Origin of the sequence: Pseudoalteromonas sp. ASV78 (assembly GCF_047806705.1) — a bacterium.
Classification (GTDB): domain Bacteria; phylum Pseudomonadota; class Gammaproteobacteria; order Enterobacterales; family Alteromonadaceae; genus Pseudoalteromonas; species Pseudoalteromonas prydzensis_A.
Genome location: NZ_JBLOPA010000001.1, coordinates 776,591 through 801,006 on the forward strand (window position 1 = coordinate 776,591; position 24,416 = coordinate 801,006).

Annotated in this window: 19 protein-coding genes; 15 read left to right on the forward strand and 4 right to left on the reverse strand. The window is 42.2% G+C overall.

The window, feature by feature from the left end; all coding sequences use genetic code 11:
- Positions 1–138: 138 nt before the first annotated feature.
- The gene (gntR, locus tag ACMVDV_RS03540) at positions 139–1,146 is read left to right on the forward strand and encodes a gluconate operon transcriptional repressor GntR (protein WP_416157208.1); all 1,008 of its coding nucleotides are present in this window, start codon (positions 139–141) and stop codon (positions 1,144–1,146) included.
- A gap of 42 nt (positions 1,147–1,188) precedes the next feature.
- Here gntR and gntU read toward each other — a convergent pair whose 3' ends face one another.
- Complete coding sequence (gene gntU / locus ACMVDV_RS03545; protein ID WP_416157209.1) at positions 1,189–2,532, reverse strand: gluconate transporter; 1,344 nt, start codon at positions 2,530–2,532, stop codon at positions 1,189–1,191.
- A gap of 151 nt (positions 2,533–2,683) precedes the next feature.
- Between gntU and ACMVDV_RS03550 the strand changes: the two genes are divergently transcribed.
- Positions 2,684–3,196, forward strand: coding sequence for a gluconokinase (locus ACMVDV_RS03550; RefSeq protein WP_416157210.1), 513 nt, complete (start codon positions 2,684–2,686; stop codon positions 3,194–3,196).
- Between the two features lie 85 nt (positions 3,197–3,281).
- Here ACMVDV_RS03550 and ACMVDV_RS03555 read toward each other — a convergent pair whose 3' ends face one another.
- Positions 3,282–3,677: a DUF2750 domain-containing protein gene (locus ACMVDV_RS03555; protein ID WP_192540524.1), complete on the reverse strand. Its 396-nt coding sequence runs from the start codon at positions 3,675–3,677 to the stop codon at positions 3,282–3,284.
- Between the two features lie 72 nt (positions 3,678–3,749).
- Positions 3,750–4,331, reverse strand: coding sequence for a TetR/AcrR family transcriptional regulator (locus ACMVDV_RS03560; protein WP_304184830.1), 582 nt, complete (start codon positions 4,329–4,331; stop codon positions 3,750–3,752).
- 125 nt (positions 4,332–4,456) lie between these two features.
- On the opposite strand from ACMVDV_RS03560, the gene ACMVDV_RS03565 reads away from it, so the two are divergent.
- The 11 genes from ACMVDV_RS03565 (at position 4,457) to ACMVDV_RS03615 (ending at position 23,105) form a co-directional block, all read left to right on the forward strand.
- Entirely contained in the window at positions 4,457–5,500 is a 1,044-nt protein-coding gene (locus tag ACMVDV_RS03565; RefSeq protein WP_416157211.1) for an alkene reductase, read from the forward strand.
- A gap of 155 nt (positions 5,501–5,655) precedes the next feature.
- The gene (locus ACMVDV_RS03570; RefSeq protein WP_416157212.1) at positions 5,656–7,695 is read left to right on the forward strand and encodes an EAL domain-containing protein; all 2,040 of its coding nucleotides are present in this window, start codon (positions 5,656–5,658) and stop codon (positions 7,693–7,695) included.
- Between the two features lie 121 nt (positions 7,696–7,816).
- Positions 7,817–10,168, forward strand: a complete 2,352-nt coding sequence (locus ACMVDV_RS03575) for a TonB-dependent receptor domain-containing protein (protein ID WP_416157213.1) — start codon at positions 7,817–7,819, stop codon at positions 10,166–10,168.
- A 61-nt stretch (positions 10,169–10,229) separates the two neighbouring features.
- Entirely contained in the window at positions 10,230–11,357 is a 1,128-nt protein-coding gene (locus tag ACMVDV_RS03580) for an alkaline phosphatase family protein (RefSeq protein WP_416157214.1), read from the forward strand.
- A 41-nt stretch (positions 11,358–11,398) separates the two neighbouring features.
- On the forward strand, positions 11,399–12,430 hold the full coding sequence (locus ACMVDV_RS03585) for an alkaline phosphatase D family protein (RefSeq protein ID WP_416159046.1): 1,032 nt from the start codon (positions 11,399–11,401) through the stop codon (positions 12,428–12,430).
- A 160-nt stretch (positions 12,431–12,590) separates the two neighbouring features.
- Complete coding sequence (recC, locus tag ACMVDV_RS03590) at positions 12,591–15,875, forward strand: exodeoxyribonuclease V subunit gamma (protein WP_416159047.1); 3,285 nt, start codon at positions 12,591–12,593, stop codon at positions 15,873–15,875.
- On the forward strand, positions 15,862–19,437 hold the full coding sequence (gene recB, locus ACMVDV_RS03595; RefSeq protein ID WP_416157215.1) for an exodeoxyribonuclease V subunit beta: 3,576 nt from the start codon (positions 15,862–15,864) through the stop codon (positions 19,435–19,437). Before recC ends, recB begins: the two co-directional genes overlap by 14 nt.
- Entirely contained in the window at positions 19,434–21,368 is a 1,935-nt protein-coding gene (recD, locus tag ACMVDV_RS03600) for an exodeoxyribonuclease V subunit alpha (RefSeq protein ID WP_416157216.1), read from the forward strand. The genes recB and recD overlap by 4 nt, the downstream gene beginning before the upstream one ends.
- Before the next feature lie 237 nt (positions 21,369–21,605).
- Positions 21,606–21,767 carry a hypothetical protein gene (locus tag ACMVDV_RS03605; protein ID WP_416157217.1) on the forward strand — a complete coding sequence of 54 codons (162 nt, stop codon included), beginning with the start codon at positions 21,606–21,608 and terminating at the stop codon, positions 21,765–21,767.
- A gap of 69 nt (positions 21,768–21,836) precedes the next feature.
- Positions 21,837–22,280, forward strand: coding sequence for an SRPBCC domain-containing protein (locus ACMVDV_RS03610; protein ID WP_192540533.1), 444 nt, complete (start codon positions 21,837–21,839; stop codon positions 22,278–22,280).
- Positions 22,281–22,595: 315 nt separating this feature from the next.
- A complete protein-coding gene (locus ACMVDV_RS03615) occupies positions 22,596–23,105 on the forward strand; it encodes a ClbS/DfsB family four-helix bundle protein (RefSeq protein WP_192540534.1) in 510 nt (169 codons plus the stop codon).
- 58 nt (positions 23,106–23,163) lie between these two features.
- Here the strand turns inward: ACMVDV_RS03615 and ACMVDV_RS03620 are convergent, their stop codons facing one another.
- Positions 23,164–23,514 carry an MBL fold metallo-hydrolase gene (locus ACMVDV_RS03620; protein WP_192540535.1) on the reverse strand — a complete coding sequence of 117 codons (351 nt, stop codon included), beginning with the start codon at positions 23,512–23,514 and terminating at the stop codon, positions 23,164–23,166.
- A 63-nt stretch (positions 23,515–23,577) separates the two neighbouring features.
- On the opposite strand from ACMVDV_RS03620, the gene ACMVDV_RS03625 reads away from it, so the two are divergent.
- Together ACMVDV_RS03625 and ACMVDV_RS03630 are read left to right on the forward strand one after the other, a co-directional pair.
- Positions 23,578–23,922, forward strand: a complete 345-nt coding sequence (locus ACMVDV_RS03625; RefSeq protein ID WP_192540536.1) for a MerR family transcriptional regulator — start codon at positions 23,578–23,580, stop codon at positions 23,920–23,922.
- A 24-nt stretch (positions 23,923–23,946) separates the two neighbouring features.
- Positions 23,947–24,351, forward strand: coding sequence for a GNAT family N-acetyltransferase (locus tag ACMVDV_RS03630; protein ID WP_192540537.1), 405 nt, complete (start codon positions 23,947–23,949; stop codon positions 24,349–24,351).
- Positions 24,352–24,416 lie beyond the last annotated feature (65 nt).

A 24,416-nucleotide genomic window follows, 5' to 3' on the forward strand; every position in this document is an offset into this window, starting at 1 on the left:
CCTTCCAATACTTGCTTTTTTAACCCTATCCGTATTTCTATTATCTGCTAATGAGTATTAAATAAAGAGTTTGCTGCAGTGGCTAATTGCAACCGAAATTGTTATGTTGCAGGTAACATTTAAAATACATTATCTGTAATGAAAAAAAGTAAACGCTCCTCTTTGCAAGATATTGCCGATGCGGTAGGCATGACTAAAATGACGGTAAGTCGTTATTTAAAAAGTCCTACGAAAGTCTCTGAGGCTACGCGCAGTAAAATCAGTGCAGCGATTGACCTACTTGGTTATATACCTAATAAAGCCCCCGATTTATTGTCAAATGCGAAAAGCTTTTCTATTGGTGTACTTGTTCCATCATTGACTAACCAAGTGTTTGCGCAAGTGATCCGAGGAATTGAAGAAGTAGTTGAACCAGCAGGTTATCAAACTATGCTCGCGCATTATGGTTATAGCCCAGAGATTGAAGAGAAAAGGGTAGAATATTTACTGTCTTATCATGTTGATGGCTTGATATTATCTGAGACAACCCATACCGAGCGAACTCGGCAAATGATAAAAATGGCAGGCATTCCAGTTGTCGAAATAATGGATATTAATCATCCTCCCATCCAGTATTCAATTGGCTTTGATAATATTAAAGCGGCTTTTGATATGACTAACGCACTGATAGATAAAGGCTATAAGAATATTGTTTATTTAGGTGCTAGGCTTGATACGAGAACAAAGCTTAAACTGCAAGGTTATGCAGCTGCGATGACTAAAAGGGGATTAACACCTAGAGACATCATGACAGATAAGCCATCGTCATACAGTTTAGGGGCAAAGCTGATACTGCAAACACTCAAGAGTTACCCAGATACAGACTGTGTTTTTTGTACCAATGATGACTTGGCGATTGGTGCGGTTTTCGAGTGTCAAAAAAATAATATCGCAGTACCGCAGCAGATGGCTATTGTTGGTTTTCATGGTCACGATGTTGGTCAATCTATGGTGCCGCAACTGGCCAGTGTAATAACGCCGCGGCAACACATTGGGAATCTTGCTGGGGAAAGGTTATTGAGCGTTATTGATAGCAAACAGGATGAAGTAGATTACGAGTCGGTTTTTGATGTGGGTTATAAAATTAACTTAGGTGAAAGTGCTTAGTATTGAAAATGCTCAAGCGAATATAGCTTGAGCATTTAATCGCTATAGAAACAGCGAGATCATTATCGCGACTATCGCACCGCATGTACCAATAATTGTTTCCATCACCGTCCATGTTTTAAGGGTTTGCATTTCAGTTAGACCAAGGTAGCGACTCGCCAGCCAAAACCCCGAATCATTAACATGAGACAGCACGATAGAGCCACCACCAATCGCAATGGTGATTGCAGCAAGTTGTGCACCACTGAGCCCTAGAGGCGCTAACATCGGGGTAATTAAACCACATGCTGTTAGCATAGCAACGGTTGCAGAGCCCTGAATGACCCTAACCGCTGCTGACAACACAAACGCTAAAATAACAATCGGTAAACCCGATCCTGCAAGGTAATTACCCAGTGCATCACCAACACCAGAATCAATTAACACTTGCTTGAACACGCCACCTGCGCCGGTTACCAGAATAATGACTCCCGCGGGTTGCAACGCACTAGTGCAGATCTCCATTATTCTGTTATTAGGCACCCCTCTTTTTATACCAAGTAGGTAAAAAGCCATTAAACAGGCGGTTATAATTGCAGTAAATGGATGACCAATAAACGCAAGCCAATGAGCCAATGTCGAATCGTTTTGCACTAATCGGCCACCTAAGGTATTTAAGCTGATCATAATCAAAGGTAGGGCAATTAAACCAAGGGCAAGCGCGAAGCTAGGGATCCCTTCGCCTGCTCTTATGTCGTTAGCTGTTTGAGCATGAGAGGGCAGTTCAACATGAATAGACTTAGCGATAAAAGCCCCCCAAATAGGGCCGCCAAGTAGCATCGCTGGAATACCTGCCAGTAAGCCAAACAAAATCATATACCCATAGTCAGCACCTAATTCAGAGGCCACTAAAATAGGACCAGGGGCCGGAATTAAAAATGCTTGGCAAGATGCGATCCCTGCCAGTAAACCAATCCCAATTTTAATGACACTGCCGCCGCCTTTTCTGACCACGGCAAAAGCAATGCCAATTAATAGAACCACAGCAACATCAAAAAATAACGGTAAAGCGCAAATAAAACCCGTAAAGGTCAGTGCCCAATTGGCATTTTTATCACCAAACCTGTGTAAAAGAGTATGTGCAATACGATCAAGTGCACCAGTTTCTTCCATAACCTTGCCAAACATAGCACCTAAGGCAACCACTACAGCAACAAAGCCTAGGGTGCCAGCCATGCCTTTTTCAATGGTTTTGGTGATCGTTTCAGGGCTCATGCCTGAGCTCAATCCGGCGATCATAGAGACTAATATCAAAGCAACAACAGCGTGTAGCCTGACTTTCATTACGAGAAAAAGTAATAAAAAGATAGATCCCACGGCCGTTAAAATTAAAGATAAATCTGACATATACTTCCTACTTAATACTATTTAAATTATTTTTCGGTTAATTTTTGTTTAACTTCACATAATCAATTGTTACGGGTAACATACTACCTGTAACTAAAAATAATAAATACATTGAAAGCAATGAATTTAAAATTAAATAGAGGTTAATCAAGTGAGCCAAACAGCAACTGGGCGTATATTTATTATTATGGGTGTATCAAGCACCGGCAAATCGAGTGTTGGCCAAGCATTAGCGAAAAAAATGAATGTTAAGTTTATTGATGGTGATGATCTGCATCCAAAAGCAAATATATTAAAAATGGCTGCTGGGGAGCCACTTAATGATAATGACAGAACCCCTTGGTTAGAAAGAATTCGTGATGCTGCTTTTAGTATTGAAAAGAAAAATGAAGTGGCTGTTATTGTTTGCTCTGCATTAAAACAAAAATACCGCCAGCAAATATGTGATGGTAATGTGGGTATCACTTTTTTACATCTTTACGGTGAGTTTGCATTAGTGAAAAAAAGAATGCGGGATAGGAGAGGCCACTTTATGCCAGTAGAACTGTTAAAAAGCCAGTTTGATACGCTGGAAATGCCGGATGAAAACAATGTAATTACTATCGATATAGACCAACCATTTGCAGACGTAGTTGAAAGTTGTTTTAAAGCGACCGCGCTATAACTTTTAAAGTGCTCATTTTTAGGGGATGTGTGGATAATAAAAATCGCAGGAAACCAAGAGTCACCTGCGATTTATACATATATAATTAGTAACGTTTTTTAGGTGCTTTTAGCTGTGAATCAAATTCATCTGGAAATAAAATTGTGCCGTCGTCTTCTTCCGTTGGGAATACGGCGATGAGTAAATCATCTTGTTCAAGGCCCGGGGTCCAGCGTGAATGCCAATCTTTTAATGGGATCGCTTTTGCTGTGCAGTTTTCCCATTCACCGGTGGCCCATGCCTCGGCGTAAATGCGTTCTGGCCATACCGGTACACAATCATCATCTTCGTTGGCAAGCATTACACAGCCATCGTCGTCATTTAATATCCAAACTTGCTTGAATTCGTGGACTGTCTCAAACATAAAAGCCAGTCTCTTTTTGGCTCCTAAATTTAGAATAGTCTCAAATTTTTCAGATGCGGTTGCTGTTGCATTACTCATTAATAGACTCTCTCTAGAATGGCTTAGGTATAGTATATTGACTATTATGACAAAATGTCGATTAGTTAAAAATTAATTACACATTGCGTGGTATAAATCGTCGGCGAGCTGGCTTAGATCTTGTTCGTTACGGTTAGTCAGTGCATAGGTTCGCAAGCCGTAAAGACCCATCGCTAAAAAACGAGCTAGATGCTCAGCTGTGCGTGTATTTGGGATTTCACCTTCTTTTATCGCGCGCTCAAATTGTTCGGCAAGGGCGTTTTCGTAGGCGTTTAAATTAGCCATTAGTACTTGGCTTATTTGTAAATCTTGTCCTTCAACTTCACTAATACTTTTTGTAAGCAAGCATACTTTCATCGCATCACCACAAACGCACTCTTTGATAATTGCATCCAAATAAAGGCGCAGGCTAGGTAATACTGGTTTATGTTCACAAAATAGCGCTGTGAATTGTTGGTTACGATCAGTTTGATATTGCTCAATTGCCGCTAAAAAAATGCCTTTTTTATTACCAAATGCCGCATATAAAGAGCCTGGATGCAGTGCAGTAACTTGCGTTAATTTTTGCATACTGGTTTTGGCATAACCGCATTGCATAAAAGCAAGCATCGCTTGGCGCAGTACATACTCGCGGTCAAATTCGGCTACTCTCATAGTGCTCTCTTATTGTGTTGGTGAAGGCAGTTTACTTAATCTTGAACAAATATTCAAAAATAGACTTGAATATTTTAGGGCACGCCCTTATCTTGAATATACATTCAAGATAAGGATTGATAATAATGACCACAGAACTACTGCAACCATTTAAACTGAATAACAGCATAGCATTACAAAACCGTATACTGATGGCGCCATTAACGCGTTGTATGGCAGACGATAACTTAGTACCAACGCAAGCCATGGTTGACTATTATGCGCGCCGCGCAGGTGCGGGCTTAATTATCAGTGAAGCCACGATTATTCGCCCTGATGCACAAGGTTACCCAAATACCCCTGGTTTATTTACCAGCGAGCAAATTCAAGGCTGGAGAAAAGTAACCGACGCAGTACACGCTAACGGCGGTAAAATATTTGCACAACTATGGCATGTAGGCCGTGTAGCACATCCACACTTTTTTGACGGCGAAGTACTTGCACCATCAGCCATTGGTGTACAAGGCTCAGTACCACGGATGCGTGAGTTAACTTACCAAACACCAAAAGCGGCCACCCTTGAAGATATTAAAGGCCTAATAGCTGATTACGTAAAAGCGGCTGAAAACGCAGTAGAAGCAGGCTTTGACGGCGTTGAAATTCATGGCGCAAATGGCTATCTGATTGATCAGTTTTTACATTTCGCAGCCAATGAGCGCACTGATGAATACGGGCAAACCCCTGAAAATATGGCACGCTTTGCGTTAGCAGTGGTTGATGGCGTTATCGCAGCAATTGGCGCTGATAAAACAGCACTGCGCTTATCACCGGGTGCTTATTTTAATATGAGCGAAGATAACCGTGACCAAGCCGTATTTGATTATTTACTCGCTCAGCTAAACACGCGTAAACTTGCCTACTTACATGGTGGTATTTTTGATGACAGCATGCGCTTTGCAAGCTTAGGAAATAAAACCACGTCTGAGTACTTACGCGAGCACTTTAGTGGCACGCTGGTTGGCGTGGGTGGTTATGACTATGAGAGTGCCACCACGGCGATAAATGACAATAAATTTGACTTAATTGCCATTGGTCGGCCATTTATTGCAAATCCTGATTATGTGAGCAAAATTGCCAACAATGAACAGTTAGTTACATACGATGAAAGTATGTTAGCTGAACTTATTTAAGCTAAGTCAGTAAAAGTTATATACCACCGTTATCGGTGGTATTTTTTTGCACATGACAACGTTATATCGGCCATGTTAAGCGTTGTTTTAAATTATTAACAATTGCAGGGTAAATAAATTATACTCGGTTACATAAATTAATTTTGAGAAGTACTGTGTTGGTTCTAAAGCAACTCAATATACTGTTTTCTGTATTTGCTCAATCGCGCTATATTATTTCATTACGCGAAGCATTTATTGCATTGCTCCCGTATTTTGTAAGCTCCGCATTGGCAATTCTAGTATTAAACCTTGCCGTTAATTTTGCTTTTTTATCCCCCGGCGATCTGCTGTATCGCGTTATTGAACATAGCTCGAATATCATTTTTGTCTTATTCCCTTTAATGGTCGCACTTTCGGTAGGCTTTCATTTATCAAAAAATTTAGGCAACAGTGCTGTGGTTGGCAGTATGTTAGCGTTAGTGGGGTTTTGCGCGCATAGCGATTTTTTAACGTTTAACAATGGTGAGCTTGCTGTCAACGGTACTGGCGCATCGGCTTATGCTGTATTGGTGCCGTCTTTAACCAGTTACTTGCTGATGTTGGGGTATAAATTGATTCCTAAACACTGGCTTGAATTACCACTAATTAGTGATTTTTTAAAAGAAAAGCTGTCTTTGATCGTGCCTTTTAGCTTGGCATTTTTTGCGCTGTATTTAATTGTGCCCTTGATTGAAGTGAGTGTGCAATCGGCATTGTTGTATGTTGTACCAAGTAGCGATGATAGCAGCGTCGTAATGCAATTATTTAAACGTATGATCATCGTGCATAGTTTTTGGTTTTTCGGTGTGCATGGTGATAACGCCTATGCAATGATGTTTGAGCAACTGTTTTTACAGCAAGATATTGTGCCGGGTTTAACGGCAAAAACATTTTACGATACCTTTGTGTTGATAGGTGGAACGGGCTGTTTTATTGGCTTAATCGTTGCTGCATTTTTATTGCCAAATGGCAGTCACGAAAAAAGCATTGCAAAAATATCGATCCCGTTTTCGTTATTTAATTTCTGCGAAATTATCTTGTTTGCACTCCCTGTATTTTTAAACCCTCTGTTGTTAGTGCCCTTTATTTTAGTGCCGTGCTTTAACTTTCTGATCAGTTATTTTTTATTATCGAGTGGGGTAATCGGTTACCAAGAAGTGACCATTAGCTGGATGACGCCAACCATCATCAACGGTGCTATGGTTGGCACTGATGCATCCGCAGCTGTGTATCAAGTATTTTTGATACTTTGTAATGCTTGTATTTATTACCCATTTTTACGTTTAAGCAGTGAAAAAAATAATTACCAGATGGCGTTTAATAAACTCAGTAGCCAATTAAATGTGAGTGAGCGATTTGCCGCGAACTCTGAGCAGCGTTTTATCAAGCAACAAAGAGCACAAAACCTTTCCAGCGCGCAACTGACCACCGTGCTAAATACCATTTCAAAAGCAAGGTTAGCCTTGTATTACCAGCCACAAATCGATTTAAGCACGGGCCAAGTAATCGGCTTTGAAGCATTGCTACGCTTACATAATAACGATGGCAGTGTATCGGGTCCTTATTTTTTGGATACCCTGATCATGCACAAGCAAACCGATATCATCGATGGTTGGGTAATTAAGCAAGCGGCGCGTGATTTAACTCAGTGGCGTAATGTGGGCTTTAAGCCAAACATCAGTATTAATGTTAATCCTGATGTGCTTATCAACACCGCAATGGTTGAGAAAATTTGCCAGCTGTTTGTTGGGTTTGCTGATCAAGTGAAAATCGAAATTGTTGAATCAAGCTACCTCGAACAACAAATCATCGTGACGCAAAATATCAACAAGCTGCGCGCTCATAATATCGAAACTGTGCTGGATGACTTTGGTACGGGGTATTCAAGTTTATCTATGTTGACTCATTTCCCAGTAAAGCACGTTAAATTAGATCGCCAGTTTTTACTGCAATGCCAGCAAGATGCTGGCCGGATCCTCTATCAACAAGTTACCGAGTTATTTGCCAAGCTTGGCTTTGCTGTTGTTGCCGAAGGCATAGAAACACACGCAGAGGAGCAGTGGGTGAAAAGTTTAGGGATCACGACAGCACAAGGTTGGTTATACGCTCCCGCAATGCTACGTAATGAGGTGATAAGCTTTACCCAAACCCGTAATAATTCCGGCCAGCTGTAAGTAGTTGCCATAAAAGTTCTATATTTGTTTAATCATTGTGTCAACATTCTGGACCTATTTTGTCACAAATCCTCGCCATACTGTGCCCGCATCCAAAATAACAATTGCAAATGGGACAATAATGCGTACTTTGACAAAACAATCGACTCTGAGCCTTGCTATCGCTTTGGCTTTTTCAACTAACAGCTTTGCCAATAATAATGAAATAGAAGAAGTCACTGTAGTGGCTAAACCGACCAGTTACGCCAATAGTGTGATTGAACAATCAATGATTGAGCAACAAAGCTCAGTATCAAGTGTCTTGGCGGTGATTGATAACTTGCCTGGTATCAGTATTAACGAAGGTGATGCATTTGGTGGTGATGATTGGTCAACCACGATCACCATGCGTGGCTTTAGCATTGACGGCAACCAACAGCAATTAGGTATGACTGTTGATGGCATTCCAAATGGTGGCTCTAATTATGGTGGCGGGGCAAAAGCGAACCGTTATTTAGACAGCGAAAATTTAGCCACGGTAGAAGTAGGCCAAGGTACCTCAGATATCGCCTCAGCCTCACTTGAGGCTTTAGGTGGTACGTTTAACTTTGTCAGTAAAGATCCAAGCCTTGAAAAAAGCACCACCTTCGCTTATACCAATGGCGATCATAATGCCTCACGTTATTACTTTAAACATGAAACAGGCAGCATTTTTAACAACACCCAAGCCTATGTGAGTTACTCGCAAACTGATACAAGCCGTTGGATAGGCGATGGCAGCAATGGTGGTAAAGATAACCAACATGCTGAGCTTAAGTTTGTATCAAACTTTGACGCGTTAACCCTGACAGGGCGCTTGTCGTATGACGATGTTAGCGAAACAAACTACAACAGCGTAAGCCTTGAACAATTTGCACAAACGCCAGATTGGGATCAACTAACGTGGAATTGGACAGGCACTCCGCACTTTGACCAAATGTTTGCAGAAGGTTGGGGCACGTTACGCGAAAACACCTTAGGTTATTTAAAGTTTGAATACGCTATTTCACCGTCGTCATTACTTACAGTCAGCCCGTATTATCATAAAAACTCAGGCCGAGGGGACTGGATCCCACCGTATTTAACCTCACCCGTTGATGAAAATGGCAACCCAACCACAGAAGGTGGCAGTAATGCCGGCTCGTATGGCTTTGTAGATAGTGATGGTAAGCCACTGGCGCCAAACGAAGGTTGCACGCAAAGTTTAAGTTGGCCGTGGGAATCGGGCCCTGGCTTAAACCCAGCATGTTATTCAGCAGATGCCACACCTGTGATGTCGTATCGTCATACTCATTATGATAAAAACCGTTTAGGTTTAACCGCTAATTACCAACTAACGCTTGGTATGCACGATATTGAAGCGGGTATTTGGTATGAGCAATCAGAGCGCGATGAATCGCGTGATTGGCATAAAGTAATTGATGCTCGTGTCTATCATCACTTTGACAGCACCCCATACTGGACTCAGTATAAAAACACCTTTGATACCGACACCTTCAAATGGTACTTGCAAGACTCAATGGCGCTGGGCGATTTCACCTTAAACATGGGTGCTAAGCAATATTTGGTGGAGTTACAAAAGTATGACCATTTTAATGATATCAGCTCAGATAAAGTAGACAGTGACTCAGATGTACTGTTTAGCGCAGGTGTGCTTTATCAGCTTAATAGCAGCACCGAGTTATTCGCCAGTTACAGCGAAAATTTTGCAGCAATTAAAGATGGCGTACTTGAGCGTGACAGCTCAACGCTTACCGATATTGAGCCAGAAACCGCTGAAAATATTGATTTTGGTGTACGTTATAACGCTGACCGTTTAAGCCTTACGGCAACTGCTTATTCAATTGAGTTTGAAAACCGTATCACCTTTATTGCCCCGGGTAGTGATACCAGCGGTATTGATTACACTATAGGCACTAATGGTTCGTACATTAATGTGGGTGGTATTGAATCACAAGGTTTTGAATTATCAGCAAGCTATATGCTAACCAATGAGTGGAATATCTACACTTCGTACACTAACAATAGCTCTGAATACGCTTCTGACGACCCAAGTTCATATGCAAACGGTGAGCTAATTGATGGTGCAGGGCCAAGCTTTAGAGCGGGCGATGATGTAATCGATGCACCAAGTGATATGTTTGTGCTCTCTACTGATTACTACAGCGGTGATTTTCGTTTTGGTATTTCAGCTAAATACACAGGTGAGCGTTTAGGTGCATGGACGGATGAACAAACCCGCATTCGCAATGAGGTTGATGGTTATACCGTGATTGATTTTAACGCAGGCTACTACGCTGAAGTAAATGCAGGGGCATTTAAATCAATCGACATTGCCTTTGCAGTGACTAACCTAACAGATAAACAATACCTTGCTGGTGGCACAGGTAATGGCTCTACTTACTTTATTGGTGCACCGCGCACAGCGGCACTGACATTTACTGCTAATTTCTAAGCTATAGTGTAAACACAAAGCCCATCATTGATGGGCTTTTTGCTATTTTTATAGGTGAAAAATGAAAAAATTAATCAAACTAAATTTACTAGGCATAGTGCTGTTAACCAGCCAATTGGCAGTTGCCACGCAAAATGTAGTGTTAGTCACGCTTGATGGCGTGCGCTGGCAAGAGGTGTTTAACGGCGCGGATGCTAATTTGCTCAGCAACCCTGATTTTGTTAAACACAGCGAACAACTTAAGGCTGAATTCTGGCATGAAGACAGTAAACAACGTCAACAATTGTTAATGCCTTTTATAACGCAAACGGTGGCTAAACAAGGTGCGATTATTGGCGATAGAAGTAATGGCTCTAAGATGTCGGTGAGTAATCCGTGGTATTTCTCATACCCAGGCTACAACGAAATTTTAACGGGGTTTGTTGATGAGGGCATTAACAGTAATAATAAAATCTTAAACCCAAATCAAACCATGCTTGAACTGCTTGAGCAACAGCCTGAATATAAACACAAAACGGCATTATTTGGCAGTTGGGATGTATTCCCGTTTATTGTGAATGATCAGCGCAGTGGTGTGTATGTCAATGCCGGCTTTATGCCAATTGCCGAGGGTTTATCAAAAGATGCGGCGCTGTTAAATGCGCTGCAAAATGAGATCCCAAGCCCTTGGCACAATGTCCGTTTTGATAGTTTTACCTACCGTTTTGCTAAAGCGTATATGTTGGCTAACAAGCCTAAATTATTGGTGATAAGCTTAGGTGAAACCGATGATTTTGCCCATGATGGCGCTTACGATCATTATTTAAAGTCAGCTAAGCAAAGTGATGCATTTATTCAAGACTTATGGCAAACCATTCAAAAAACGCCGGGCTATACAAACAACACCACCTTGATCATCACCACAGATCATGGCCGTGGCAGTCACGCTAATGATTGGCAACATCATAGCTCAAAACAAGCGTTAGCAAACTCAGAGCAAGGGCGTAAAGCGTTTCCTGAAGGCATAATTGGCTCTGAACATATTTGGTTTGCAGCAATGGGTCCTGCCATTAAAGCCACCGGTTTAGTGACAACCAAAACCGAGCTTAAACAAGCGCAAGTTGCTGCTACCGTATTAACAGCGCTGGGTGAAAACCCACAACAGATAAATCCTAACATGGCACCGGCGATCGCTGAGGTATTAAAATGAAGTCTGCAAGTACTATGATCACAACAACGCTGCTGGCAAGCATGTTAATGAGTTTTACCGCGTTTAGTTCATCAGAGCAAATAACTACGCCACAAAAAATTCTGTTTGGGTCCTGTGGTCATCAAGATAAAGCGATTCCCATTTTTGATGCGATCAATAAAGAGAATGCCGATTTGTTTATCTTTTTAGGGGATAACATTTATGGTGACACTAACGATATGCAAGTATTGGCTGATAAGTATCAAAAGCTAGGGGCAAAACCGGGCTTTAAAACACTCAGAGCGCAAACGCCGATTATCGCCATGTGGGATGATCACGATTTTGGCCAAAACGATGCGGGCAAAGAATACCCACATAAACAGCAATCTCGGCAAATTATGCTCGATTTCTTCCAAGAGCCAAAAGCATCCATTAGGCGTACTCGTGCTGATGGTATTTATACTTCGTACAGGTATGGACAAGGCGAGCAAACAGTGCAGGTGATCATGCCTGATCTACGTTGGAATCGTGATGCACTTAATCCTGTTAGCGAAGCCGAATATCACACTAAACGTAAAGCAAACAATCAAGGCCCATACAGCCCAACTGAGGTAAAAGGCGCGTCGATGCTGGGTGAGGCGCAGTGGCAATGGCTTGAGCAAGAACTGAAAAAGCCCGCAGCAATAAAACTGATTAGCTCAAGTTTGCAGTTGTTGCCTGACTTTACAGGCTGGGAATCATGGGCTAATTTTCCTGAGGACCGCGCGCGTTTATTCACACTTATTAAAAAACACCGCGTAAATGGGGTGATTATTATCAGTGGTGATACACACTGGGGAGAAATTTCAAAATACAGTGCCAACCTCGATTACCCATTAACTGAAATGACCAGCTCAGGGTTGACTGAAAAATGGAAAGACGTCAGCCCCAATAAGCACCGCGTTGGGCAATTTACCCATGAAGTAAACTACGGTGATTTAAGCATAGATTGGCAACAAGAAGATCCAGCTATTTCATTACAGCTTAAAGGCATTGATGGCAAAACTATTATGCAAAGCCAATTTAGTTTGTCGAGTATTAGCCCGTATAAATAACAATGCTAGGCTCACAGCATTATGGATTGCAGCTGTGAGTTTACTGCGTTTAAATATCAAGCTAAGCATCTGATTTATTACAGTCAATTAACGACTTTGGCTACCCCTGTAATTGAAAATATCTTACACTGGTTTTATCTCAAGCAACAACAGTGTCGCCATGCTTAATATTATTCAATCAAACCGGATGGAAGCCCTGCAAGCGCAGTTTCATCAACTGTTAAAGTTAAATCCCTTACCTAGTGTGTTTGACAAAGAAGTGGTGCTGGTACAATCACCAGGGATGTCGCAGTGGCTTAAAATTGGTTTGAGTGAGCAGCTCGGTATTGCTGCGCAGGTGGAGTTCCCATTGCCATCGAGCTTTATTTGGCAGTTATACCAGCAGTTATTGCCTAATGTGCCCAAAGAATCGGCGTTTAATAAGCCTAACCTTGCTTGGAAACTGTTTGCCATATTACCAAGTTGCATTGATGAACCGCTGTATTTACCGCTGAAAACCTATTTAGCGGGCGACAGCGACGGGCAAAAAACCTTTGCACTGTGTGAAAAAATTGCCGACGTGTACGACCAATATTTAATGTATCGGCCGCACTGGATCGCAACCTGGGACAGCGGCGTTGATAAACTAGACGATGTAGACATAAGCATAGCGCCATGGCAGCCTGATCTGTGGCGACGCATTGTTGAGCACAGTAAAGAACTTGGCCAAAGCCAATTCCATCGCGCTAATATGCAAGGTAAGCTGCTCAACGCGCTTGCATTGATGGACGCTAGTTTATTACCTAAACGCATTAATTTATTTGGTATATCTGCGATTGCCAGCTCACAACTTGAGGTGTTTACAGCTTTAAGTCAAAAAACAGAAGTTAACTTATTCTTTTTTAACCCCAGTGCGCACTATTGGGGTGATGTCGTTGATGAAAAAACCGCCGCAAAAATCACCGCTAAATATGCCATCAAACCTCTGTTAGACGCGCAATCTAAACCCGATCAAGATTACTATTTTATTGGTAACCCGCTGCTATCGTCGTGGGGGAAACTCGGCCGTGATTACTTTGAGCAACTAGTTCAGTTAGACGCCAATTGGCTCGATGGTTTTATTGACGCATTTGATGACAGCTTGCTTGGCCAAATTCAAAGTGAAATTTATCAGCTGGCGTTTAAAGGTGAATCATTAAGCGAAGACAAAGCATGGTTTATCAATGAGCAAGGCAAATTACCAATAAGCTTTGACGACACCAGCATTACCCTCAGCGACTGCCATACACCGCTTCGAGAAGTTGAGCGGTTGCACGATTACCTACTTAACTTATTTAACCAAAACAAACATCTTACACCAAAAGACATCATCGTCATGATGCCCGATGTGGGCACCTACAGCCCTTATATTGAAGCGGTGTTTGGTGGTGCGCAACACGAGCGCTTTATCCCTTATGCGTTGGCGGATTTAGCTATTGAGCAAGAAAAACCGGTGCTGAGTTCGTTTGCAAGCCTAGCTAATTTGCCGTTTTCGCGCTTTGGGGTGTCAGACATTCTCGACTTACTGCAAGTGAGCCAAATAGCCGAAAAGTTCAGTGTTGAAGCTCATGAGTACGAGCAAATTCAGTATTGGCTGGAGCGCGTTGGCGTTAAATGGGGCATCAACGCACAGCATAAACACAGTTTTGATTTACCTGCCATTGAGCTAAATACTTGGCAACATGGTTTAAACCGATTATTGCTGGGGATTGCGCAGCGCGACGAACAATGTCCTTACAAGGGTATTTACAGCGCCGATGAAGTAGAAGGTATGGCGCTTGATACGCTCAATAAATTAGTACATTTTATTGATGTATTACAACACTATAAAGAACAACTAAGCCCAGATGATACGTTGACCAACAAAGCCGCTATTTTGGCAAACTTGCTAAGCGAAATTTATGAAAGCGACAGCGACGATAGTTGGGATTTATTAGTCCTGCAAAACGTGCTCGACGAGCTTAAAAAACACCACGACAATGGCGATTACAGCCAAGCCGTGTCGCAGCGTATTGTGAGTTATTTAATCAAACAAGGTATTCAAGAAAAAGGCGTAGGGCAACGCTTTTTAGTCGGTCAAGTGAATTTTTGTACATTAATGCCAATGCGCGCAGTGCCATTTAAAGTGGTGTGTATGCTTGGCCTTAATGATGCCGACTACCCACGCACCGTGCAGCCGATTGGTTTTGATTTAGTGCCGTATTCTAAAAAGCAAAAAGGTGACCGATCACGTAAATTGGATGATCGCTATTTGTTTTTAGAAGCACTGCTCAGTGCCCGCGATAACTTATATATGAGCTACATTGGTCGCTCGTGTTTTGATAACCAACCGCGTATGCCATCAACCTTGGTTAGCGAGTTATTAGAATACATTGGCCGCAGCTTTGTATACGCTGAACAGGTTGATAAAAAATTACCAGAGAGCTTAATTACCCAGCAGCATTTGCAGCCCTTTAATAGCCAGTATTATCAACCAAGTTTAAACCACACGCTGCAAAGTGATCACAGCTATAACCCAATTTGGCTACCTACTGCGCCAATAATGCCAGAGCCTGCAACAGCTCTTAATGTTAGTGCGCCTGAGCAGCTTGATCTTGATGTGTTTATTCGCAGTGTCTGTCATGCTCAAGAGAGCTTTTATCAACAAAGTTTAGGTTTGCGCTTACCGCAATTTAATGAAGTGGCTAAAGACGAAGAGCCATTTAGTTTAGATGCACTAAAACGTTATTTTTACCTCGATGAGATCCTGCAAGCGAATATTAACGAGCAACCGCTCAGCACTGCACAAATACTGCAGCGCGGCGATTTACCGCAAGCCAATGTGGGCGACATTATTTACGACAGTATGCAGCACCGCGTTGATGCACTCTCAGGGCAAGTGAAAGAGCAAATAAAGGGCGGTAAAAGTGAGCCGATTGAGGTTAAGTTAATTCTTGAAAGTACCCAAGTAGAAGGCTGGTTAAACCAAGTGTATTTGCAAAAACAAGTGTTTTACCGCAGTGCCAGCATTAAAGCCAAAGATCTGATCAAAGGCTTTATTTATCATTTAGCAGCACAAAGCATGCAGCAAAACGTTGAAACTTTACTGCTGGGCCTTGATAAACAAATTAGTTTTGCGCCACTTAGCAAAGCAGCTGCCGATGCGCTGTTAGCCGATTGGTTTGCTTTGTATAAAGCGTTACGACAAGCTCCGGTGGCGTTTTTTCCGGTTAGTGGTTATGAATACATTAAAAGCGGCGGTGATATAAACAAAGCGATGAGTAAATTTAGCCCGCAATACATTGGCCGTGGCGAGGGGGAAGATCCTTATATTCGCTTAACCGTGCAGTCGTTAGCCGATTGCCAAGACGAATTTATAAACTGGAGCGAGCAACTGCTGGCGCCATTATTTGCTCACGCCAAGGAGAGTGATTATGCAAGCGCTTAACCCACTCACTATGCCGCTAACAGGGCAAAGCCTGATTGAAGCCAGTGCCGGTACCGGTAAAACCTATACCATAACGGGTTTATATTTACGCTATTTGCTCGGTATGCAAAACGCTGATGAACCCACTGCAGCCGTTAATGTGCCGCTCAGTGTTGAGCAAATATTGGTGGTGACGTTTACTGATGCCGCCACCCAAGAAATTAAAGACAGGGTACGCAGCCGTATTATTGCCGCTCGTGATGCCTTGCTTAGTCAAGACCCTGATGATGAGCTGATAAGCGGCGTAATTGCTGCAATTGACGATAAACACCGCGCTTTTGATTTACTCGATGCAGCGGCCAAATCAATGGATGAGGCGGCTATTTTTACCATACATGGTTTTTGCCAACGGATGCTTAAACAGCATGCGTTTGAATCTGGCGTGGCGTTTAATTTAGAGTTTATTCTCGATGAGCGCGATATTCTGCTTGAGACCATTAAAGATTTTTGGCGTGCCTTTGTATACCCGCTAGATAAAGAAAAAACCGATGCCATATTAAAAGTGTTCGCCGCGCCAGAGCAGTTGTTCTCACAGGTGTCGAGTATTTTAAATAAAGGCAATGCGCAGATCACACCACAAATAAAGTTAGACGATGTGTGGCAAGCCCGCGAGCAATATTTAGCAAAAGTACCCAGCTTTAAAAAAGCCTGTTTAGAGAGCGAGTTTATTGCTGCAATTAAAAGTTCAGGGCTGAGTGGTTCAAAAACACCGGCGCGTAAAGGCAGCTTACAAGCGCTGGAAGAATTTTGTTTAGGCGACGAGGTTTTTTTTGAGTTTGGCACCAGCAAATATTCGTTTGCGGTGTGGGACAGTGATAGCCTCAGCGATGCCAGCAATTATAAAAAAAATCAGCCGTTATTTACTCATCCGCTAATTGCACAATTTGATGAGCTCGCAGCACTGACTGCCACAGTAAATCAAGGCTTAGCCATTGCCATTGTGCAACATGCTGCAAGCTGGGTAAAAACCGCTATAGTAAAACGCAAGCAAGAGCAAAGTGTGATCACCCCTGATGATTTACTTAGCAACTTACACAGTGCGCTACAAAGTGAGCAAGGCGATACATTGGCGCAAAAAATAGCGCAGCTATTTCCGGTGGCGATGATTGATGAGTTTCAAGATACCGATCCCATTCAGTACGGCATTTTTAGTAAAATTTATGGCCAAGAAAATACCACCCTCGCCATGATTGGCGACCCAAAACAGGCTATTTATGGTTTTAGGGGCGCGGATATTTTTACTTACATTGGTGCAAAGCAGGCGGTTGTAAACGAGCAGCAATTTACCTTAGGCACTAACTTTCGCTCCAGTAGCGATGTAGTACAAAGCGTAAACCAGCTATTTGGTAAACACGCTAACAGCTTTATTTATAATGACGCTATTCCATTTAACCCAGTCGCAGCAAAAGGTAAAAAAGCCGATAAGTCATTTTTACTCGATGGCAAGCCTGCCACTGCATTTGAATTTTGCGTGTTCGAAGACAGCACCGCAGATGAAAAAAACAAACCAACCAGCAAAGGCTTTGGTCAGCAACAATTAGCACAGTATTTTGCCAATAAAATAGTCACTTTGCTGGAGCAAGCTGCCCAAGGGCGAGCTTGTATTGGTCCAATACCTATTACAGCTGCCGATATTTGTATTTTGGTGCGCGACCGTGTTGAAGCGCAAATAATGAAAAAAGCCCTTAGCGAGGCGCATATTGCCAGCGTGTATTTGTCGCGTGATAGCGTGTTTAATCAAGAGTTAAGCCACCATTTACTGAATTTTTTAACAGCCTTACACGGTCAGTATGATGAATCGCTACTGCGCGGGGTATTAGCAGGGCCGTTATTTTGCCTCAGTTATAACGCCATTTATGCGTTGCATGAAGACGAAACCCAGTGGCAACAGTATTTAAGCTTTTTTGCCACCCTGAGCGAAATTTGGCACAAACAAGGTGCCATGGCAATGATGGAACATCTCCTTAGCCATAATCAGCTTAGTGCTAAATGGCAGGGCTTAGGCTATAACGTTGAACGTTGGTTAACTGACTTTAGACATTTGGCTGAAATACTGCAGCAAAAGCAAATTGAGCTGGAAGGCACGCTGCGTTTACTGCGTTGGTTTGCGCAAAAGGTTAGCCAGCAAGATGGCGAAGCGGTGCAAGTGCGCTTAGAAAGTGACGCTAACTTAGTGAAAATAGTCACTATGCACGCGTCAAAAGGGCTTGAATATCCGTTGGTGTTTATGCCGTTTGCCAGTGGCTTTCGGGAAACCAAAGACGCGCTTTATCATCAAGACGGTAAGCTGATTTACGATTTAAGTAAAAGTGAAGACGCGCTAGAAAAAGCCCAGCAAGAACGTTTAGCAGAAGACTTACGTTTGCTATATGTTGCACTTACCCGTGCTGTGCATTTTTGTGCCATTGGCTTGTATAACCTTGGCCAAGGACAAAGCAGCCGCTTAGCAATACAAAGTAGCTCGTTAGGGCATGTATTATTTGCAGGCTTAGACATTACCAGCAGCCAAGTGTGGCGTGAGCATTTGCAAGCGTTTTGTGCTGAAAATCACGCAATGGGCTATCAGCAATTTAACTCAGAGCAACTTGCCGAGCAGGGCGTATTAACGTTTACCAGCAGCCAAGCTGCTAGTGAAACACTCACTGTTAATCAAGTTAATGCCCGTATTGAACGTAATTGGCGCGCCACCAGTTTTAGTGCCTTGAGTTTTAAAAAGTACACCGATCATATAGAGCCTGGACGCAGCGATGAAGATCACGAAAAAGACGAGTTTGCCGCCCAGCAAGATGCAATACTCTCGCCATATAGCTTCCCTAAAGGCGCAAAACCAGGCAGTTGTTTACATGAAATTTTTGAGCAACTCGATTTTACCCAGCCAGCAGTTCACCCGACTAACGCAGAGCAAAACCTAGCAGCTGTGGTTGAGCGCAGTTTAAAAAAATACCACATTAGCGAGCAGTGGCAAGCAACCACTGAGCAATGGATACTCGATGCGCTACATTGCCCATTGAACGAACAAGGCTTGAGCCTTGCTGTGTTAACCCCGCAGCAATGTTTAGTGGAGATGGAATTTAACTTGCCACTGAGTCACTTATCAGCCAAGCAATTAAATGCGGTATTAATTAAAGAGTTTGCTTTTAATCAAAGCCGGTTGGATTTTTATGATGTCAAAGGCCTGCTTAAAGGCTTTGTTGATTTAATATTTTGCTATGACGATCAGTATTATATTTTAGATTACAAATCAAATTACTTAGGTAGCCAAGCAAGTGATTACGAGCAAGATGCCCTAGAGCAAGCAATGAGCAGCCATCAGTATCATTTACAGTATTTAATTTATACCGTGGCTTTGCATCGGTTATTAAAACAACGGCTACCTAATTACCGCATAGAGCAACATTTAGGCGGCGTGTATTACACCTTTTTACGTGGCATGAGCGAGGGTAAAGGCGTGTATTTTAAAAAGCTAACCACAGCACAAGTGCTGATTTTAGATGGCTTGTTTAGTGAAGGAACCATGTTATGAACACCGAACAACAAACTAGCCCTGTAATAGTGCCATTACTGGATTATTTGCTCAGTGAAAATCGTGTGCGCATGGTTGATATAAAACTAGCGGAATTACTTTGTGAACATCAACATGATGATGTTTTTTACCTGATTTTATTGCTCAGTAATGCACAACAAAGCCAACATAGCTGCTTAACGTTGCACGACCTTGATTGGCAAAATCCGTTTAATTTACGCCAAGCAGAGTTTAGCCAGCTGGTACTAAGCGTGCCAGATAGCTTAAGCCCATTTAATGATGGCTTTAGCACCAAACAGGCACTTATTTGCTTACAACATCATGCCAGTGTTGGCCCTGAAAAACCCTTGTTGTTATTTGATAACCGACTGTACTTTGCCCGCCTCGCAGGGTACGAGCATACCCTTGCACAACGTTTATTACAGATGAGCCAACAAACAGTGACGGTTGATAACCATGCACTCGCGCAGTTGCTTGAACAATACTTTCCAACGGAGCAAACCGATAGCACTGATCCGCAAAAAATAGACTGGCAAAAAGTAGCCTGTGCGATGGCCGCTACAAAAGGGTTTAGTGTGATCACTGGTGGCCCAGGCACAGGTAAAACCACTACAGTGACAAAATTATTAGCAATATTACAGTCACTTTATCAACATGCTCCTTTGAGTATTAAGCTGGTGGCACCGACGGGTAAAGCGGCAGCACGATTAAGTGAATCAATACTTGGCGCAAAAGACAAACTCACCAATATTCCTGAGCACATAAAAACCTTGATACCGCAAAGTGCGCAGACGATTCACCGTTTACTCGGGGTTAAACCCTTTACCAATAAATTTAGGCATTCAACGGCCAACCCGCTGCACCTTGACTTGTTGATCATCGACGAAGCCTCGATGGTGGATTTATCCTTGATGGCAAAACTCATTGAAGCATTGCCAGCTCACGCGCGGCTAATTTTATTGGGTGATAAAGACCAACTTGCCTCGGTAGATACCGGCAGTGTAATGAGCGACCTATGCCAAGGCTTAGTGCTTGACCAAACACCAAGTTATTCTGTTGAGCGCTGCACAGAGCTGAATCAACTGTGTTTTAACGGCGCAGATAAACTGCAAAGTAACCCAAGTGATTTTAAACTCGCTGATTGTATTGCATTTTTACAGCACAGTTATCGCTTTGATGCAAAAAGCGGTATTGGCCAATTAGCACAAGCGGTGAATACCAACAACAGTGGCAAGCTCAATTACGTAGAGCAAGCGGTAAACAGCGGCGCATTTAAAGACGTGATCTTTGATTATGATTTAGTCAGCCAACCACTTGATAAACTGGTGCAAAGTGCCGCCAGTAAATACGCCGAGTATCTGCAATTAATTGCCCAGCAAGCAACCAGTGCCGCAGTACATAAAGCCTTTGCCAGCTACCAATTACTAGCCGCCGTGCGCGAAGGTGATTATGGCGTAAATAACTTAAATCACCGTATTGAAAAGCAACTTGCTCAACAAGGCTTAATAATCCTTAATTCTGATCAGCGTCATTACGTGGGCATGCCGATCATGATTGCACAAAATGACTATCAGCTAAAATTATTTAATGGTGATATCGGTATTTTAATGCTCGATGAAAACGGCCAATTAAAAGCAGTATTTATCGACGAGCAGGGCAGTGAACGGGCATTTTCGCCAGCGCGATTGCCCGCCCACGATAAAGTGTATGTCATGACCATTCACAAATCACAAGGCTCTGAATTTACCTACACCGCTATGGTACTGCCACCAGCAAACCAAGCAACCGCAGGCATCAATCGTCAGTTAGTTTACACCGGCATCACCCGCGCCAAAAACACCTTCGAACTTGTCGCCGACAAAAAAGTGTTATTAATGGCCATGAATAAATCAGTAAGCAGAGCATCAGGGTTGTATGAGAGGTTGAAGTAAAGCTTTAAGTTTTAAGCGGTAAGTTGTAAGTTTAGCTCGGTGTTAAATTTATCATCTAGGTTAAGCTTTAGCTTAAAAACTCTTCGGGATAGATCCCGACTTACAGATATCTGCTAACTTTGCCTTTATAATTACCTGTTTACACAAGTGCTATTTAGTGGAATTATTGAGCAATATAATAGCTTGCCGTTTGTGGGAGAGGTACCACTAGAATCGGAGCGTATAGGATGTTAGGGCATGAACAAAGCTGAAATAAAAATTACGAATAACATCAAAAAATACGGCTGTCATGTTATGTCTGTTTTTGATTGCAAAGGAAAAGATCGCAGATTTACTTCCGCCATAGGTATCTATCAAAACATTCGCAGCCTGCACCGCTGGGATACACAAACTTGCTGACGTGTTTTTTCGCCCATATGCGCGGCGTTGGTATGCGGCACTAAACCCACACATTAAGGAGTTACTGTCATGACTGAAGGTAGAGCACTGCGCACTTCAAGAACCTTACCATTCTCAGCTAAAAAAATATATGGCGCTTTTGCGTCGCCGGATTTATTAGCATTATGGTGGGGACCTGAAGGATTTTCCAATACATTCGAAATTTTTGAGTTTACTGTTGGTGGTCGTTGGAAGTTTGTGATGCACGGACCTGATGGAAAAAACTATCTCAATGAAAGTTTCTTCGAAGAACTTGAGCCTGATAGCAAAATTGTCATCCATCATGATTGCCCTCCAAACTTCAAGCTTACTGTGCAACTGTTTCCTGTCAGCGAAGGTACGCACTTGACGTGGGAACAGGTTTTCGATGATTTGGAAACAGCCAAAGCTGTCAAAGAAAGGGCTGGCTCCGCAAACAAGCAGAATATTGATCGTCTTACACATGTGCTGAAAGAGGCAGACAATGGCGAATAACACATATGAGCCTTAACTCCGTCAATAGATATTAGTATTCTTTTTGACCGTTTTTATACAGCGCCAGCCAATTCTAAATCAATAAACAAAGCCGTTTATTTCGTCTGTCTATCCGGTCGTTAAGTTAGTCGCTTACGGCAAACATAGAATAAGTGCGCTCCATCACGGTTCTAAAATACGATTGTTACTAATCAAGTAGTAAACCACTAAACGATTGAATCAAAATAGCAACTCAGATATGGTTGAGCCATTAATAATGAAAATAAATTAAAAACGAGTAACTCTATAGTTTCGTTGTATTAATTGAGGTCAAGAATGTCTTCTATACCAGAAAACAAGGACGAATTGGAATTAGCCATAAACTTGATATTTACTAAATTAATGGCAGATTATCGCTTAACGCCAGTAAGCGCAGCCCGAAAATGCGAGATAGACGGAAACGTAAAAGGTACAAAGGTCAGTGTTAGCGATACGGTAGCTTACTTGATTGGTTGGGGAAAACTTGTTCTTAAATGGTTTCATTTAAGGTCACAAAATCAGCATGTGAATTTTCCAGAAACTGGTTATAAATGGAATCAGCTTGGACTCTTAGCAGAAAGTTTCCATGAAGAATATCGAGACTGGAAATACGATGATCTACTTATGGAGCTTGAGGTTACTGTCAACGATATACTCTTGCTTATTTCAAGCTTAAATGACGATGAATTATATGGTGTAGCGTGGTACGAAAAATGGACATTGGGACGTATGATTCAGTTTAATACGTCATCACCTATGAAAAATGTGCGTACAAAAGTTCGGCGTTTTAATCGGAACTTTATTTAGTAAGCGTAGTCATCGGCTACTGTATCATTAATGTCTCACTCTCACCTTAACCCTTGCTCTAGCTGCATTGTTCTTTTAATACTTCAGTGTTGATCCCTTTTTTAGTTAAGTAGCGGGAATCGTGTTTAGTGCAAAATGTAGTAATTTCATTGTTTCGTAGCCAGCGTTCAGCTGCTTTATCTAAATGATCGAAATGGCCTTTTTGACAATGAGTGATCAAAGCGTATGCAATCTTATTTTCAAGTTGGTGGAATGCACTGGGTAATTCAACCAATGGGTTTCGTTGTTGGCTTTTATAGTAACGTAGTCTCGGTAAAGTTGATTTTTTGGCAAGCATGGGATCAAGTAAAATATACTTGCCTGTAACTTCGATGACTAAGGTTGCATTTCTGATCTGTGTAATTTTCATAATTTCTCCTAATTAAAAAACTATGGTAATTTGTGAAGTTACTCCATAGTCAAGTATTTAAATATGAAAATTGCAGAGTTTGAAAAACAAACAGGACTGTCTCGCGATACGTTGCGTTACTATGAGAAGATAGGCATGTTAACGCCACCAGTACGAGCGGGTAATGGTTATCGGTATTATGGTCAAACTCAGCTTCAGGAGCTTGCTTTTATTGAGCGTGGCAAGACTATCGGTTTTACGCTAACTGAAATCAAAGTAGGCTATGAGCGTTACCAAGCTTTAGGGAGTTTGTGCCCTGAATTCAGCAAACAATTACGAGACAAAAAAGCATTACTAGCTAAGCGAATTAGCCAAGATCGTAACGCGATAGCCGTAATAGATAATATGTTGAAGTCATTTTGTAGCTAAGTTTATTACTTTATTTGAGGGATTATGAAAATAAAACAAATCACATGGCAGCAGGCGTTACCGATCAGGCACTGTGTTTTGTGGCCGCAGAAGCCGCTGCAATTTTGCAAAGTAGTGGGAGATGAAACGGCCACTCACTTTGGTGGCTTTTTAAATGATGAATTGGTTTGTGTCGCGTCAGTTTATAGCCAAGGAAATGTCGCTCGCTTAAGAAAGTTTGCTACCTTAGCTAACTTTCAGGGCAGGGGCGTTGGCTCTGCAGTCATCACCCATGTTATTGCACATCTAAAACAATTGAACATTAACTATTTTTGGTGTGATGCACGTACAACCGCGAGTAGTTTTTATCAACAGTTTGGGATGGACGTTGAAGGCCCAGCGTTTGATAAAGCAGGTGTGCAGTATTATAAAATGTCTGTTAGCTGGTGATACAAGTACCCAATCTTCATTAATGTTTAGGGTAAACTCTATAATCTAGCGCGTATTATATAGCT

Coding starts and splice junctions, on each gene's coding strand:
- gntR (WP_416157208.1), top strand. CDS start 139: ATGAAAAAAAGTAAACGCTCCTCTTTGCAAGATATTGCCGATGCGGTA.
- ACMVDV_RS03555 (WP_192540524.1), bottom strand. CDS start 3,677: ATGAGTAATGCAACAGCAACCGCATCTGAAAAATTTGAGACTATTCTA.
- ACMVDV_RS03630 (WP_192540537.1), top strand. CDS start 23,947: ATGAAAATAAAACAAATCACATGGCAGCAGGCGTTACCGATCAGGCAC.
- ACMVDV_RS03560 (WP_304184830.1), bottom strand. CDS start 4,331: ATGAGAGTAGCCGAATTTGACCGCGAGTATGTACTGCGCCAAGCGATG.
- recC (WP_416159047.1), top strand. CDS start 12,591: ATGCTTAATATTATTCAATCAAACCGGATGGAAGCCCTGCAAGCGCAG.
- ACMVDV_RS03585 (WP_416159046.1), top strand. CDS start 11,399: ATGTTAATGAGTTTTACCGCGTTTAGTTCATCAGAGCAAATAACTACG.
- recD (WP_416157216.1), top strand. CDS start 19,434: ATGAACACCGAACAACAAACTAGCCCTGTAATAGTGCCATTACTGGAT.
- ACMVDV_RS03565 (WP_416157211.1), top strand. CDS start 4,457: ATGACCACAGAACTACTGCAACCATTTAAACTGAATAACAGCATAGCA.
- ACMVDV_RS03620 (WP_192540535.1), bottom strand. CDS start 23,514: ATGAAAATTACACAGATCAGAAATGCAACCTTAGTCATCGAAGTTACA.
- gntU (WP_416157209.1), bottom strand. CDS start 2,532: ATGTCAGATTTATCTTTAATTTTAACGGCCGTGGGATCTATCTTTTTA.
- ACMVDV_RS03615 (WP_192540534.1), top strand. CDS start 22,596: ATGTCTTCTATACCAGAAAACAAGGACGAATTGGAATTAGCCATAAAC.
- ACMVDV_RS03625 (WP_192540536.1), top strand. CDS start 23,578: ATGAAAATTGCAGAGTTTGAAAAACAAACAGGACTGTCTCGCGATACG.
- ACMVDV_RS03605 (WP_416157217.1), top strand. CDS start 21,606: ATGAACAAAGCTGAAATAAAAATTACGAATAACATCAAAAAATACGGC.
- ACMVDV_RS03575 (WP_416157213.1), top strand. CDS start 7,817: ATGCGTACTTTGACAAAACAATCGACTCTGAGCCTTGCTATCGCTTTG.
- recB (WP_416157215.1), top strand. CDS start 15,862: ATGCAAGCGCTTAACCCACTCACTATGCCGCTAACAGGGCAAAGCCTG.
- ACMVDV_RS03580 (WP_416157214.1), top strand. CDS start 10,230: ATGAAAAAATTAATCAAACTAAATTTACTAGGCATAGTGCTGTTAACC.
- ACMVDV_RS03610 (WP_192540533.1), top strand. CDS start 21,837: ATGACTGAAGGTAGAGCACTGCGCACTTCAAGAACCTTACCATTCTCA.